Source organism: Streptomyces sp. NBC_00012 (genome assembly GCF_045040875.1).
In the GTDB taxonomy this organism is placed as follows: Bacteria; Actinomycetota; Actinomycetes; order Streptomycetales; family Streptomycetaceae; genus Streptomyces.
In genome coordinates this window covers 4511531-4524847 of the sequence record NZ_CP108309.1, presented here as the reverse complement: position 1 = coordinate 4524847, position 13317 = coordinate 4511531, and the positions used below count along the sequence as shown (strand labels likewise).

15 protein-coding genes are annotated in these 13317 nt (G+C 68.6%); 6 read left to right on the top strand and 9 right to left on the bottom strand.

What is annotated here, in order from left to right; translation table 11 throughout:
• Positions 1 to 175 precede the first annotated feature (175 nt).
• Entirely contained in the window at positions 176 to 1000 is an 825-nt protein-coding gene (locus OHA19_RS20800; protein WP_405714487.1) for a maleylpyruvate isomerase family mycothiol-dependent enzyme, read from the top strand.
• Positions 1001 to 1075: 75 nt separating this feature from the next.
• On the opposite strand, the gene OHA19_RS20795 is transcribed toward OHA19_RS20800, so the two are convergent.
• Positions 1076 to 2386 (bottom strand): nitrate/nitrite transporter, encoded by a 1311-nt coding sequence (locus OHA19_RS20795; protein ID WP_405751110.1) that lies wholly within the window; start codon positions 2384 to 2386, stop codon positions 1076 to 1078.
• Complete coding sequence (locus OHA19_RS20790; RefSeq protein WP_405714491.1) at positions 2383 to 3090, bottom strand: GntR family transcriptional regulator; 708 nt, start codon at positions 3088 to 3090, stop codon at positions 2383 to 2385. The genes OHA19_RS20795 and OHA19_RS20790 overlap by 4 nt, the downstream gene beginning before the upstream one ends.
• A 225-nt stretch (positions 3091 to 3315) precedes the next feature.
• Between OHA19_RS20790 and OHA19_RS20785 the strand changes: the two genes are divergently transcribed.
• Entirely contained in the window at positions 3316 to 4215 is a 900-nt protein-coding gene (locus OHA19_RS20785) for a D-alanyl-D-alanine carboxypeptidase family protein (RefSeq protein WP_405714493.1), read from the top strand.
• 71 nt (positions 4216 to 4286) lie between these two features.
• Here the strand turns inward: OHA19_RS20785 and OHA19_RS20780 are convergent, their stop codons facing one another.
• Both OHA19_RS20780 and OHA19_RS20775 read right to left on the bottom strand, forming a co-directional pair.
• Positions 4287 to 4721, bottom strand: a complete 435-nt coding sequence (locus OHA19_RS20780) for a VOC family protein (protein ID WP_405714495.1) — start codon at positions 4719 to 4721, stop codon at positions 4287 to 4289.
• Between the two features lie 121 nt (positions 4722 to 4842).
• Entirely contained in the window at positions 4843 to 5772 is a 930-nt protein-coding gene (locus tag OHA19_RS20775) for a class I SAM-dependent methyltransferase (RefSeq protein ID WP_405714496.1), read from the bottom strand.
• Between the two features lie 277 nt (positions 5773 to 6049).
• Here OHA19_RS20775 and OHA19_RS20770 point away from each other — a divergent pair, with 277 nt between their 5' ends.
• Positions 6050 to 6214 (top strand): hypothetical protein, encoded by a 165-nt coding sequence (locus OHA19_RS20770; protein WP_405714498.1) that lies wholly within the window; start codon positions 6050 to 6052, stop codon positions 6212 to 6214.
• A 47-nt stretch (positions 6215 to 6261) separates the two neighbouring features.
• Here OHA19_RS20770 and OHA19_RS20765 read toward each other — a convergent pair whose 3' ends face one another.
• Both OHA19_RS20765 and OHA19_RS20760 read right to left on the bottom strand, forming a co-directional pair.
• Entirely contained in the window at positions 6262 to 6441 is a 180-nt protein-coding gene (locus OHA19_RS20765) for a DUF397 domain-containing protein (protein ID WP_405714500.1), read from the bottom strand.
• Positions 6438 to 7292: a helix-turn-helix domain-containing protein gene (locus OHA19_RS20760; RefSeq protein ID WP_405714502.1), complete on the bottom strand. Its 855-nt coding sequence runs from the start codon at positions 7290 to 7292 to the stop codon at positions 6438 to 6440. Before OHA19_RS20760 ends, OHA19_RS20765 begins: the two co-directional genes overlap by 4 nt.
• 274 nt (positions 7293 to 7566) lie before the next feature.
• Between OHA19_RS20760 and OHA19_RS20755 the strand changes: the two genes are divergently transcribed.
• Positions 7567 to 8076 (top strand): ATP-binding protein, encoded by a 510-nt coding sequence (locus tag OHA19_RS20755; RefSeq protein WP_405714504.1) that lies wholly within the window; start codon positions 7567 to 7569, stop codon positions 8074 to 8076.
• On the opposite strand, the gene OHA19_RS20750 is transcribed toward OHA19_RS20755, so the two are convergent.
• From OHA19_RS20750 to pdhA, 3 genes are read right to left on the bottom strand one after another with little or no spacing between them, the layout of a single operon-like run.
• Positions 8063 to 9475, bottom strand: coding sequence for a dihydrolipoamide acetyltransferase family protein (locus tag OHA19_RS20750; RefSeq protein ID WP_405751107.1), 1413 nt, complete (start codon positions 9473 to 9475; stop codon positions 8063 to 8065). The two genes, OHA19_RS20755 and OHA19_RS20750, sit on opposite strands and share 14 nt — an antisense overlap.
• A 10-nt stretch (positions 9476 to 9485) precedes the next feature.
• Positions 9486 to 10466 (bottom strand): alpha-ketoacid dehydrogenase subunit beta, encoded by a 981-nt coding sequence (locus tag OHA19_RS20745; RefSeq protein WP_266689878.1) that lies wholly within the window; start codon positions 10464 to 10466, stop codon positions 9486 to 9488.
• 2 nt (positions 10467 to 10468) lie between these two features.
• Positions 10469 to 11650 (bottom strand): pyruvate dehydrogenase (acetyl-transferring) E1 component subunit alpha, encoded by a 1182-nt coding sequence (gene pdhA / locus OHA19_RS20740; protein WP_405751104.1) that lies wholly within the window; start codon positions 11648 to 11650, stop codon positions 10469 to 10471.
• A gap of 340 nt (positions 11651 to 11990) precedes the next feature.
• Here pdhA and OHA19_RS20735 point away from each other — a divergent pair, with 340 nt between their 5' ends.
• Positions 11991 to 12650 carry a response regulator gene (locus OHA19_RS20735; RefSeq protein WP_405721645.1) on the top strand — a complete coding sequence of 220 codons (660 nt, stop codon included), beginning with the start codon at positions 11991 to 11993 and terminating at the stop codon, positions 12648 to 12650.
• Positions 12651 to 12758: 108 nt separating this feature from the next.
• Positions 12759 to 13187, top strand: coding sequence for a pyridoxamine 5'-phosphate oxidase family protein (locus OHA19_RS20730; RefSeq protein WP_405751101.1), 429 nt, complete (start codon positions 12759 to 12761; stop codon positions 13185 to 13187).
• Positions 13188 to 13317 lie beyond the last annotated feature (130 nt).

Below are 13317 nucleotides of genomic sequence, written 5' to 3'. Positions count from 1 at the left end.
ATTCGAGCCGTCAACACGGGCCTACGATCGTCACACGAAAGCACTGCCGGGGTGCCTGCTCGCAGCGTAACTTAGCGATCGAACCTCCCACGCAGACCGCCGCCCGCAGACCGCCGCCCGCGCCCGCCGCCCAGCTTCTCCAGCCCATGCACCGCAGAACCGCACGAGGGGTCCCGTGACCGTCCATCCCAGCCTCCAGACCTACGCCGATGCCTGGACCCACTCCATCGAGTCGATAGCCGAGCTGGTGAAGCCGCTCGCCGAGGGAGAGTGGAACCGCCGTACGCCGTGCCCCGCCTGGTCGGTGCGTGACATCGTCTCGCACGTCATCGGCATGGAGTGCGAGCAGCTCGGCGACCCGCGCCCGATCCACTCCCTGCCCCGCGACCTCTACCACGTACAGAGCGACTTCGCCCGCTACATGGAGATGCAGGTCGATGTGCGGCGGCACCACACCGCGCCGGAGATGACCTCCGAGCTGGAGTACACGATCATCCGCCGGGCGCGTCAGCTCCGCAACGAGACACGTGACCCCGAGACCATGGTCCGCGCGCCGCTCGGCGCCGAGCAGACCCTCGAACTGGCGCTGCGGATGCGCGTCTTCGACGTCTGGGTGCACGAGCAGGACCTGCGCGCGACGCTGGGCCGGCCCGGCAATCTGGACTCCCCCGGCGCGACGGTCGTCCGGGACACCCTGCTGGAGGCACTGCCGAAGGTGGTCGCCAAGGACGCGGGAGCGCCGGCGAATTCGGCGATCGTGCTCGATGTACACGGGCCGCTGGAGTTCCTGCGCACCGTCAGGGTCGACGCGGAGGGCCGGGGTTCGGTGGACGGTTCGCCGTCGCTCGGGCCCGTGGTGACGCTGGCGATGGACTGGGAGACGTACTTCCTGCTCGCCTGCGGGCGGGTGCGCGCGGGTACGGTCGCGGACCGGGTCAAGGTCGAGGGCGACCAGGACCTGGCGACGGCGATCCTGCAGAACTTCGCCGTGACTCCGTGACTCCTTGACGCCCTGACCGGCGGCGCCCGTCACAGCTGAGGACGGGCGCGCCGCCGGCCCGGCGCGATCCCGCGGTCACACGGGTACGTGCACGGCCTCCACCCGGCTGACCACGTGGTGGTCCCGCTCACGGTGCGTGGCCCTGGAGTGCAGCCGCAGGATCTGCACGACGCCGAGCGCCTCCAGCACGAAGACCGAGGCGAAGGCGATCCGGTAGTTGTCGCCGGTGGCGTCCAGCAGCACACCGACGGCGAACAGCGTGGTCATCGAGGCGATGAAGCCGCCCATGTTGACGATGCCCGACGCGGTGCCCTGGCGCTCCGGCGGGTTGGCCGGGCGGGCGAAGTCGAAGCCGATCATCGAGGCCGGACCGCACGCGCCGAGCACCACGCACAGCACGATCAGCAGCCACATCGGCGCGTGGTCGCCCGGGTAGAAGATGGCCGACGCCCAGAGCAGTGCCGTCACCGCGACCGTGCCGAGGGCCAGCGGTGCGCGGGCCGCGTGGTGGCGGGCGATGATCTGCCCGTAGACCAGCCCGAACGCCATGTTGGAGAGCACCACCAGGGTCAGCAGCTCACCGGCGGTGGCCCGGCTGAGCCCCTGCGCCTCCACCAGGAACGGCAGCCCCCACAGCAGCAGGAACACCATGGCCGGGAACTGCGTGGTGAAGTGCACCCACATACCGAGCCGGGTGCCGGGCTCCCGCCAGGACGCGGCGATCTGCTTGCGCACATAGGCGGCGCCCGCGTGCTCCGCGGGCGGCGGCTCATGCCCCTCGGGGTGGTCCTTGAGGAACAGCACAAGCAGAACGAGGGCGACGACCCCGGCGGCGGAGCTGCCGACGAACGTGGTGGTCCAGCCGAATCCGTGCAGGGCCCGTGCGATGAAGAGCGTGGAGACGAGGTTGCCCGCCATCCCGAAGAGCGCTGCGACCTGCCCGATCAGCGGTCCGCGCCGGGCCGGGAACCAGCGGGCGCCGAGCCGCAGCACGCTGATGAACGTCATGGCGTCACCGCAGCCGAGCAGTGCCCTGGACGCCAGCGCCATGCCGTACGAGGGGGAGAGCGCGAAGCCGAGCTGTCCGAGGGTGAACAGGACGGCCCCGAGGGTGAGGACCTTCTTGGTGCCGAGCCGGTCGACCATCAGGCCGACGGGTATCTGCATGCCCGCGTAGACCAGCAGCTGAAGGATGGAGAACGTGGAGAGCGCGGAGGCGTTGACGTCGAACCGGTCGGCGGCGTCGAGCCCGGCGACTCCCAGGCTGGTACGGAAGATGATGGCGACGAAGTAGACGGCGACGCCGATGCCCCAGACCCACGCGGCACGCCGGCCGCCGGGTGGATCACCGGGCAGGGACAGGGTGGGAGCGGCGGCAGAACTCACCGGTCCTCACCCCTGACCAGCACCTTGACCCGGCCGACATGGCGCCGTACGACCTGCGCGGCACCGTCCGCGTCCCCGGCCCTGATCGCCTCCAGCAGCTCACCGTGCTCGGTGATGTTGGCGGCGATCCTCCCCGGGTGCGCCTCCATCACGGCGACGCCCATCCGCAACTGCCGGTCGCGCAGCTGGTCGTAGAGGCGCGAGAGGATGTCGTTGCCCGCGTTGCGCACGATCTCGGCGTGGAAGCAGCGGTCCTTCACCGACACCGCCGCCAAGTCCCCGGCCTCGGCCAGCTGCCGCTGCTCCTCCAGGAGTTCTTCGAGCCGGCCGATCAGCTGCGCGGAGGCGGGCACGGCCTTGCGGGCCGCGAACTCCTCGACCAGCAGCCGGGTCTCCACCACATCCGCGATCTCCTGCGCGGAGACGGCGAGAACGAGGGCGCCCTTCTTCGGATACAGCTTGATCAGCCCCTCGACCTCCAGCCGCAGCAGCGCCTCGCGCACGGGGGTGCGGGAGACGCCGACGGCCTCCGCGAGATCACCTTCGGTCAGGAGCGTGCCGCCCTCGTAACGGCGGCCCAGGACCGCCTCCTTGATGTGGGCGTACACGCGCTCGGCGGCGGGGGGCTGCTTCGCAGCAGGCTTCACGGCGGACTTCACGGACGACTTCGCGACAGGCTTCACGGCTGGGGGTGCGGCAGGCATGCACACAGCATAGATACAAGATGCGTGCATGACGAAAACAGTCCGCCATGCGGGACGGGCGCCCGCTCCGGACGGCCACGCCGCTTTCCACCACCCACGGCCGGAATCACCCGTATCCCTGAAATTGCCTCAGGAATCAGTACATCCATGCAGCACTCTCGTGAGTCTCATCACCGAGCGGCACCTTCATGTGGCCGCATTCCAGGGGCATTTGGAGCATTCAAGTTGAAAATCGGCATTAAGGGCATAAGTCGCGCCACTGCCACGGCCACCGTGGCCCTGACGGCCGGTGCGGTCATCGCCGGCAGCGTCTTCGCCTCCACCGCGCAGGCCGCGACGCCGCCCACCCCCAAGATCACCGCCGCGGGCGGTTACACGATGAACAACGGCACGGCGAAGTCCCTGTTCGCCAAGGCCGCGGACACCCGCCGTTCCACCGGCTCCACCACCAAGATCATGACGGCGAAGGTGGTGCTGTCGCAGAAGAACCTGAACCTGGATTCCAAGGTCACGGTCCAGAAGGCGTACAGCGACTACATCGTCTCCAAGGGTGCTTCCTCGGCCCGCCTCATCGTGGGCGACAAGGTCACCGTCCGCCAGCTGCTGTACGGCCTGATGCTGCCGTCCGGCTGCGACGCCGCCTACGCGCTGGCCGACAAGTTCGGCTCCGGCTCCACCCGCGCGGCCCGCGTGAAGTCGTTCATCGGCAAGATGAACGCCCAGGCCAAGACCCTCGGGCTGAAGAACACCCACTTCGACTCGTTCGACGGCATAGGGAACGGCTCCAACTACTCGACGCCGCGCGACCTGACCAAGCTCGCCAGCAGCGCCATGAAGAGCTCCACCTTCCGCGCGGTCGTCAAGACCAAGTCGACCAAGCAGAAGGTCACCACGAAGTCCGGCGGCTACCGCTACATGTCGTGGACCAACACCAACACCATGCTCAGCAGCTACAGCGGCGCCATCGGCATCAAGACCGGCTCCGGCCCGACGGCCAAGTACTGCCTGGTCTTCGCCGCCACCCGCGGCAGCAAGACGATCGTCGGCACGGTGCTCGCGTCCACCAACGCGACCAACCGCTCGGCGGACATGAAGAAGATCATGGACTACTCCTTCAAGAAGTAGTCCGGTCCGGCAGCACACGCAAAGAGGGGGCCCGCACCACGCGGGCCCCCTCTCGCCGTACCGGAGGACGCTCAGTCGAGACAGAACTCGTTGCCCTCGATGTCCTGCATGTTGATGCACGACTCGTTGTCCTCGTCGGCATACAGCACCTTCGTGCACACCGCGCCGAGCGCCACCAGCCGATCACGTTCGGCCTCAAGCACGGCCAGACGCTCCGCACCCACGAGCCCGGTACCGGCCCGCACGTCGAGGTGCACCCTGTTCTTGGCGACCTTGCCCTCGGGAACGCGCTGGAAGTACATGCGCGGGCCCTCACCCGTGGGATCGGAGCAGACGAACCAGGCCCCGCGCTCCTCGACCGGCAGCGAGGCGTTGTAGTCGTCCCATGTGTCGAAGCCCTCCGGTACCGGCGGCGCCACGTACCCCAACACCTCGCACCAGAAACGGGCGACACGCTCGGGATCCGCGCAATCGAAAGTGACCTGGAACTTCTTGACCGATGCCATCCGGCCACCTTAACAGCGGGCCTTTGCAGCCCAATTCCCGCTGAGGATTGGTGCGTTCACCATCGTGCGAGCCTGTGCGCGTCCTCGCGGCGCGTTATGCGGGGAAGCAGTGGCCCCGGCCTCAGCCCGCGTGCCGCCACCAGAAGGAGCCCGGGTCGAAGTGCTTGGTCACACCGAGCCGGCGCCAGAGCGGGGCAAGGATCTTCCGAAGTTCCGGGTCGGCGTGGACGAAGGCGTTCGGCAACCGGACGTCGAAGCGCTCCGGCGCGGCGGTGAGCAGCGCGGCCAGGAGGTACTGCTCCGAGTAGAGGCGCCAGCGCCAGGACTCCGGGTAGTCCGCCGGAAGCATGATGTCGTGGACCTGGATGAGCACCCCCGGCTTGACGCGGGGCAGCAGCTCGAAGAAGAACACCATGACGTCGGAGCCCATCTGAAGCCGGTGCGAGCCGTCGACGAAGAGGACGTCGCCCGGCTCCAGTTCGGCGAACACGCCGAGGTCGGCGTCCTGGAGCGGGACACGGATCACGTCGTCGCAGAGGTGATCGATATGGGCCCGGGGCTCCGGGTCGATGGACGTGATTCGGGTGTTCAGACCGAGGTCCTGGATGGCCCGGCGGGCGAACTTGGTGGAGTTCCCGGAGCCGACCTCGAGATAGCGGGCCGGCCTCTCGGAGGCGAGGAAGCCATAGAGCGCGACCGCGTCCAGCGGGGGCAGCCAGGTGTTGCCCCAGTAGGCGGTGGACGCCTTCTCCACCCCCTTCAAGGGGATCCCGGCCAGCTGGTCGGCGTAATCGAGAAAGCCGGTGAGGTGTTCGGCGTAGCACTCCCGGTTCTTCTCCAGGAGCTCGCGCACAGGGCCGAGTTCGGCGCGCGGCTCGGGTGTCACCACATGGTCCAGGAACACCGGCTTGGCCAGCCCGAAAGCCCACATGACCAGGCCGAACGCGGTGGGCTTGCGCTCCAGCCGGTCGAGTCCACGGCGTAATACGGGGAGCCGCTCCAGCAGGGTGGGTGTGGGTTCGGGCACGAGTTTCGGGGACTGCGTGTGCACGGAGGGAAACCTTTCGATCGGTGGGAAGGCCGAGAAGGGCGAGCCACAGGTTCCGCAAGCACTGTTCGACAGGAGACGGTGGACCAACGGAGCCGATGAAGTCGGTGATGCTCCGGACGCCGGTGATCCTTCCCGGATCGTCCTCCGCTATCCCCGACGAACGTCCGTACGGAGCCGGGTAGTTGACGGCGTTCGTACGATGGAGAGGAAACGCATCAACGCCCGCCCCGGGCTGTGAGCCTGGCGGGCCGAGCGGGGGAAGAAAGGTGCGTGCCCGATGCCGATCGGGCTCCTCTCCACGATTGCCGCCGTGTTCTACGGAGGCACGGTCTCAATTCTCGCTCTCACCGCGACCTTCGCCCGGCGTCGCACACTGCGGCGCGAAGCGCGCAGCACCCTCGCCCTGCTGGTACCGGGGAAGGCGGTGGAGTCGCAGCGCTAGCCGGGCGGGCCGGGTCGGTCGGGTCGGTCGGGTCGGTCGGGTCGGTCCTACGACCGGACCAGCCCGGCCCGGAAGGCGTCCCAGGCGGCGGGGCCGAGAACGATGACGGGGCCTTCGGGCCGCTTGGAGTCACGGACGGCGACGGTGCGGGGGATATTGCGGGCGACCTCGACGCACTCGCCGTTCGGCTCGCTGTAACTGGACTTCCTGAAGCGGAACTCGGTCACTCGTTCATCCCCTTGGCAATGTTCTCCATGACCCGCAGCGAGTCGTACGGTGACAGGCTCGTGGCGCAGGTGCGCGCGAACAACTCAGTGTAGGCGGCGCTCTCTTCGGCCCCCTCGACCCAGTTGGTGGAGCGCAGTCCGTCCATGTGCACCACATCCAGAGCACCGGATTCGACGAACGACAGGATGTTGAAGGGCCCTCCACCGCACAAGTGCACCCCTGCCCTGAACGGGAGCACCTGCACGTCGATATTGGGCATCTCGGCCAATGAGCACAGATGCTCGAGTTGTTGCCTCATGACCTGTGGGCCGCCGATCATCTGTCGCAGTGCCGCCTCCCAGATCACCGCATGCACCCGCAGCGGATTGTCACCATGCAGGCGCCGCTGGCGGCGCACTCGCACGTCGACCAGGCGCTCGACCTCGTCGATCCGGTCGGGCGAGACGGCCGCGACCGAGAGGGCCCTCATGTACTCGGGCGTCTGGAACAAGCCTGGGATCAGAGCAAGCTGCCACGTGCGCAGCCTGAGAGCCACATCCTCCATGGCGATGTACTCGCGCAGGCTCCCTTGCGTCAGCGAAGTGGACCACCAGCCCTTTGCCCTCCGCCGTTCCCGGTCCAGTTTGGCCAGCCGAAGCAGAGCGTCCACCGTGTCCGGGCTGTCAACTCCGTACGCCGCGCACAGCGCCACGACGTCCGGGTCCCGGAACGGAACCCAGCCATGCTCCATCTTGGCGACCTTGGCGGCCTGGGAGCTGAGGGCCGCAGCGGCCTGCGTCTGGTTCAGCCCGGCAGCTTCCCTGAAGCCCAGAAGCTGACCGCCCAACTGCCGTGCAAGGACCGTGGACACACGGTTTCCCCTGTCTGCTGGCGACTTCGGCACAGCCCAACACCTCCTGTGGTCGGGGACAGTCTCCAACCGGCGACCGTCACCTCACAATCACTCCGATGGGGATATTTATCCCCGAGAGATTGTGTGCAACGACTCGAGTCGCTACTTTCGGTACCGAACCGCTCACAACGCGGTACCGCCACGGCGGAAGTGCACCGCCCTGCCCCGCGCCGGAACCGGCGCCCCGCAGGCGCGGCATCGCCACCGCCCCCTCATCGAGAGGTACGCGACCATGACCTCAGCCCAGGAGAAGCCCCCCGTCCCCGAACCCGTCCTCCGCGAGGACCGGCTCGACTTCACCCCGACCGCCCAGAGCGTCTCCTTCTCCCGGCGCCGCACCGCGCGGCTCGTCCAGGAGTGGGGCCATCCGGGCCTGTCCGGCGACGCGGCTTTGCTGGTCAGCGAGTTGGCGACCAACGCGTTACTGCACGGCGCCATCCGGGGGCGGCTCTTCCGCGTCCACCTCACGCTCACCGCGACCGCGCTCCGTATCGCGGTCAGCGACCCGCGCGGCGAACACCTGCCGGTCCCGCGCGAGGCGACGGCCGAGGAGTGCTACGGGCGGGGCCTCCTGATCGTCGCGCGGGTCGCGGGCCACTGGGGTGTCGAGCCGCGCACCGTCGGCAAGACCGTGTTCGCCGAACTCGCCCTGCGGCAAGGGCCGGACATGCCGATGGGCCCGCGCGAACTTCGCGCGGGCCCATCTCGCACAGGTACCGAAGTGACTGCTACGCCCAGGTGATCAGGCGCTTCGGCTGTTCCAGGATCGCTGCGACGTCCGCCAGGACCTTGGAGCCGAGCTCGCCGTCGACCAGGCGGTGGTCGAACGACAGGGCCAGCGTGGTGACCTGACGGGGCTTCACCTTGCCCTTGTGGACCCACGGCTGGAGCTTGATCGCACCGACCGCGAGAATCGCGGACTCGCCCGGGTTCAGGATCGGCGTGCCCGTGTCAACGCCGAAGACGCCGACGTTGGTGATGGTCACCGTGCCGCCCGCCATCGCCGCCGGGGACGTCTTGCCCTCGCGGGCCGTGGAGACCAACTCACCCAGAGACGCGGCCAGTTGCGGGAGCGTCTGCTCGTGCGCGTCCTTGATGTTCGGCACGATCAGACCGCGCGGGGTCGCGGCGGCGATGCCCAGGTTGACGTAGTGCTTCTGCACGATCTCCTGGTTCGCCTCGTCCCAGGCGGCGTTGACCTCCGGGTTCCGCTTGATCGCGACCAGGAGGGCCTTGGCGATGATCAGGAGCGGGTTGACCCGCACCCCCGCCATGTCCTTGTCCTCCTTGAGCTCCGCGACCAGCTTCATCGTGCGCGTCACGTCGACGGTGACGAACTCGGTGACGTGCGGAGCCGTGAAGGCGCTGCCGACCATCGCCTGGGCGATGGCCTTCCGTACGCCCTTGACCGGGATACGGGTCTCGCGGGCGCCCACCGTGGTGACCACGGCCGGAGCCGGGGCCTCCGGAGCGGCCTCGGCCGCCACCGGAGCCGCGACGGGCGCGGGGGCCTGTGCCGGTACGGGCGTGGCCGCCGCGTGCACGTCCTCGCGGGTGATGATGCCGCCCTCGCCGGTCGGGACGACCGTCGCCAGGTCGATGCCCAGGTCCTTGGCCAGCTTCCGGACCGGCGGCTTGGCCAGCGGCCGGCTCTCCGGGACGACGGTGGCGTGGCCGTTCATCTCGCTCTGGATCGCGGAAGTGGCCGACGCTGAAGCAGCCGTGCCCTTGCGGGCCCGTCGCTTGGTCGAGCTCTCGGAGACGCCGTAGCCGACCAGGACCGGCTGGCGGCCCTTCGGGGCCTCGGGCTCCGGTTCGGGCTGAGCAACCGGGGCGGGTTCAGCCGCCGGGGCCGCGTCGCCGCTGCCCGGTGCCACGTCCACCGCGATGATCACCTGGCCGACGTCGACCGTCGTGCCCTCGGGGAAGCGCAGCTCGTGCACCACCCCGTCGTACGGGATCGGCAGCTCCACGGCCGCCTTCGCCGTCTCGACCTCGCAGACGACCTGGCCGTCGGTGACGGTGTCGCCGGGCTGGACGTACCACTTGAGGATCTCGGCCTCGGTCAGTCCCTCGCCCACGTCGGGCATCTTGAACTCACGGAAGCGAGCAGCGTTGGAAGTGTCGGTCATCGTTGTCACGTCCCAGTCCTCAGTACGCCAGCGAGCGGTCGACGGCGTCGAGCACGCGGTCGAGACCCGGCAGGTACTCGTCCTCCAGCCGCGCCGGCGGGTACGGGGCGTGGTAGCCGCCGACCCGCAGCACCGGTGCTTCCAGGTGGTAGAAGCAGCGCTCGGTGATCCGGGCGGCGATCTCGGCCCCGGAGCCGTAGAACACCGGCGCCTCGTGGACCACGACGAGCCGGCCGGTCTTCTCGACCGAGCTCTGGATGGCATCGAAGTCGATCGGGGACATCGAGCGCAGGTCCAGGACCTCGATCGACTTGCCCTCCTCCTGCGCGGCCGCGGCCGCCTCCAGGCAGACCTTCACCATCGGGCCGTACGCGACGAGCGTGAGATCGGTGCCGGTACGGGCCACCGAGGCCTTGTGCAGCGGGCCGGGAATAGAGTCGGTCTCGACCTCGCCCTTGTCCCAGTAGCGGCGCTTCGGCTCGAAGAAGATGATCGGGTCGTCGCTCTGGACGGCCTGCTGCATCATCCAGTAGGCGTCGCTCGCGTTGGACGGCGAGACCACCTTCAACCCCGCGACGTGCGCGAACAGCGCCTCGGGCGACTCGCTGTGGTGCTCGACGGCGCCGATGCCGCCGCCGTACGGGATACGGATGACGACCGGCAGCTTGATCTTGCCGAGCGCGCGGGCGTGCATCTTGGCGAGCTGGGTGACGATCTGGTCGTACGCGGGGAAGACGAAGCCGTCGAACTGGATCTCCACGACGGGCCGGTAGCCGCGCAGGGCCAGGCCGATCGCCGTACCGACGATGCCGGACTCGGCGAGCGGGGTGTCGATCACCCGGTCCTCGCCGAAGTCCTTCTGGAGCCCGTCGGTGATCCGGAAGACCCCGCCCAGCTTGCCGACGTCCTCACCCATGATGAGGACCTTGGGGTCGGTGTCGAGGGCCTTGCGGAGCGACTCGTTGAGAGCCTTCGCAATGGACATCTTTTCCATGGCCATGGCTACTTGCTCTCCTCGGCGGTGTCTGCGAACGATGCCTGGTAGGCGGCGAACTGGGCGCGCTCCTCGTCGACGAGGGGGTTCCCGTCGGCGTAGACGTTGTCGAAGATCGCGATCGGGTCGGGGTCGGGCATCGCCCGTACCGCCTCGCGGACCCGCTTGCCGAGGGCCTCGCTCTCCTCGTCCAGCGCGGTGAAGAACGCCTCGTCGGCGGCGCCCTCCTTCTCCAGGTACGTGCGCAGCCGCAGGATCGGGTCCTTGGCCTCCCAGGAGGCCCGCTCCTCGTCGGCCCGGTACTTCGTCGGGTCGTCGGAGGTGGTGTGCGCGCCCATCCGGTAGGTGAACGCCTCGACGAGGGTGGGCCCCTCGCCCCGGCGGGCCCGCTCCAGCGCCGACCTGGTCACGGCCAGACAGGCGAGTACGTCGTTGCCGTCGACCCGGACGCCGGGGAAGCCGAAGCCCTGCGCGCGCTGGTAGAGCGGGACGCGGGTCTGCTTCTCGGTCGGCTCGGAGATCGCCCACTGGTTGTTCTGGCAGAAGAAGACGACCGGGGCGTTGTAGACCGCGGAGAAGGTGAAGGACTCGGCGACGTCTCCCTGGCTGGAGGCGCCGTCGCCGAAGTACGCGATCACGGCCGAGTCCGCGCCGTCCTTGGCGACGCCCATGGCGTAGCCGGTGGCGTGCAGGGTCTGCGAGCCGATGACGATCGTGTACAGGTGGAAGTTGTTGGTGTTCGGGTCCCAGCCGCCGTGGTTCACGCCGCGGAACATTCCGAGCAGATTGGTCGGATCGACCCCCCGGCACCAGGCGACGCCGTGCTCCCGGTAGGTCGGGAAGACGTAGTCGTCGTCGCGCAGGGCCCGGCCGGAGCCGATCTGGGCGGCCTCCTGGCCGAGCAGCGAGGCCCACAGGCCCAGCTCGCCCTGGCGCTGGAGGGCGGTCGCCTCGGCGTCGAAGCGGCGGGTCAGGACCATGTCCCGGTACAGGCCGCGCAGCTCGTCCGCGGTCAGGTCGATCGAATAGTCCGGATGCTCCAGCCGCTCGCCCTCGGGCGTCAGCAGCTGTACGAGCTCGGGCTCGGAACTCTGCGGCGTCTTCGCGGACGTCTTCGCGGTCGTTTTCACGGCGCTGGTCCGCTTGCTGCTGCGTCGCGGTTTGCGCGCGGCAGTGCTCTCCACGGTCACGTGCGTGCTCCTCCGTCGGTCCGGCCCCCGGGGTCTGCCGGGAAGCCAGTGCGGCTCGCCTGTGTCCGTACCCGTGCACGGGGTGGGTGCCGCTCGGTCCGGGAACAGGCGTGACAGGTGCCCCGGCGAGCGCCCTGCCGAATGCACGTTACCCAGTACGCCGCACAACTGCGAAACCCTATCTGACCTGCGATTTTGCTTGGATTTCCAAGTAAATCGAAAAAGTCGGGAAGTCTCGCTGGTCACAGCACTGGTAACAGCCTCGCAGGCCGCCGGAACAACGGCACGTTATCCCGCCGTTCGGCGGCAGGGAAGAGGTGAGTGTGTGAGACTGCGTTTTGTGCGCGAACAAGGAAAAATCACCGTTTTTCTGTTGGACGACCATGAAGTCGTCCGACGCGGAGTCCATGAATTGCTCTCGTCCGAGGACGACATCGAGGTCGTCGGCGAGGCCGGGACCGCGGCGGACGCGCTGGTCCGCATCCCCGCGACCCGGCCCGATGTAGCGGTGCTCGACGTACGGCTGCCGGACGGCAGCGGGGTGGAGGTCTGCCGGGAGGTCCGCTCGGGGGACGAGAACATCAAATGCCTGATGCTCACCTCGTACGCCGACGACGAGGCGCTGTTCGACGCGATCATGGCGGGTGCGTCGGGATATGTACTGAAGGCGATCCGTGGCAACGAACTGCTGAGCGCGGTACGTGACGTGGCGGCCGGGAAGTCGCTGCTGGACCCGGTGGCGACCGCGCGGGTGCTGGAGCGGCTGCGCGACGGCAAGAAGGGCCGGGGCGAGGACAAGCTCGCCGGCCTCACCGACCAGGAACGCAAGATCCTCGACCTGATCGGCGAGGGCCTGACGAACCGGGTGATCGGCGAGCGGCTGCATCTCGCGGAGAAGACGATCAAGAATTACGTCTCCAGCCTGCTCTCCAAGCTGGGCATGGAGCGGCGTTCGCAGGCCGCTGCGTACGTGGCCAGGCTCCAGGCGGAGAAGCGCTGAGAACCGGTGAGAAGTGGCAGGAGGCGATGATCTTCGGGACCTTGGTCCCGGATCAACCGGGGCCGCGGCCTCTTTCTGCGGCTTTCTCCGTGACGGAGAGTGGAGGTCATGTCCTCCGAGGAACTCCAGGCGATCGAACTGCTCGGCCGCGTCCGGTACGGCCGGCTGGCGACCAGCATGCGGGCCCTTCCCTTTCTGTCGGTGGCCCGTCACGTCGTGATCGACGGCCACGTGGTCCTGCGGATGCACAGTGGTTTCGGCTATCACAACGCGTGCGACGGCACGGTCGTGGCGTACGGCGCGGACAACTTCGACACCGCCGTCCCGGGGGGCGGCGGTGATCTGTGGGCCGTGCAGTTCACCGGCACCGCCGAGATCGTGCACCCGTCGCCCGCCCGGCGCAAGCTCTTCGGCGACGGTCCCGCCCGGGTGAACGGGGAGCCCTTCGACCCGGCGTACCTCGGGCTCGAACCGCACTTCGTCTCTGTGCACACTCTGGGCTTCGACGCAAGTCAGCCGATCGGCAACACAGCGTGATCTAACATCTGGTAAGTGCCGCGCTCATTTGTCACCCTTCCGTCCGCTCCGTCGGCCGGCGAGGTCCGGTTCCCGTCCGCACCTCCTCCGCCCGTGTCCCCGGTGGACCGGGCGCTCTTCCCGTCCGTGC

Coding starts and splice junctions, on each gene's coding strand:
- OHA19_RS20790 (WP_405714491.1), bottom strand. CDS start 3,090: ATGCCTGCCGCACCCCCAGCCGTGAAGCCTGTCGCGAAGTCGTCCGTG.
- OHA19_RS20780 (WP_405714495.1), bottom strand. CDS start 4,721: ATGGCATCGGTCAAGAAGTTCCAGGTCACTTTCGATTGCGCGGATCCC.
- OHA19_RS20770 (WP_405714498.1), top strand. CDS start 6,050: ATGCCGATCGGGCTCCTCTCCACGATTGCCGCCGTGTTCTACGGAGGC.
- OHA19_RS20755 (WP_405714504.1), top strand. CDS start 7,567: ATGACCTCAGCCCAGGAGAAGCCCCCCGTCCCCGAACCCGTCCTCCGC.
- OHA19_RS20745 (WP_266689878.1), bottom strand. CDS start 10,466: ATGGCCATGGAAAAGATGTCCATTGCGAAGGCTCTCAACGAGTCGCTC.
- OHA19_RS20730 (WP_405751101.1), top strand. CDS start 12,759: ATGTCCTCCGAGGAACTCCAGGCGATCGAACTGCTCGGCCGCGTCCGG.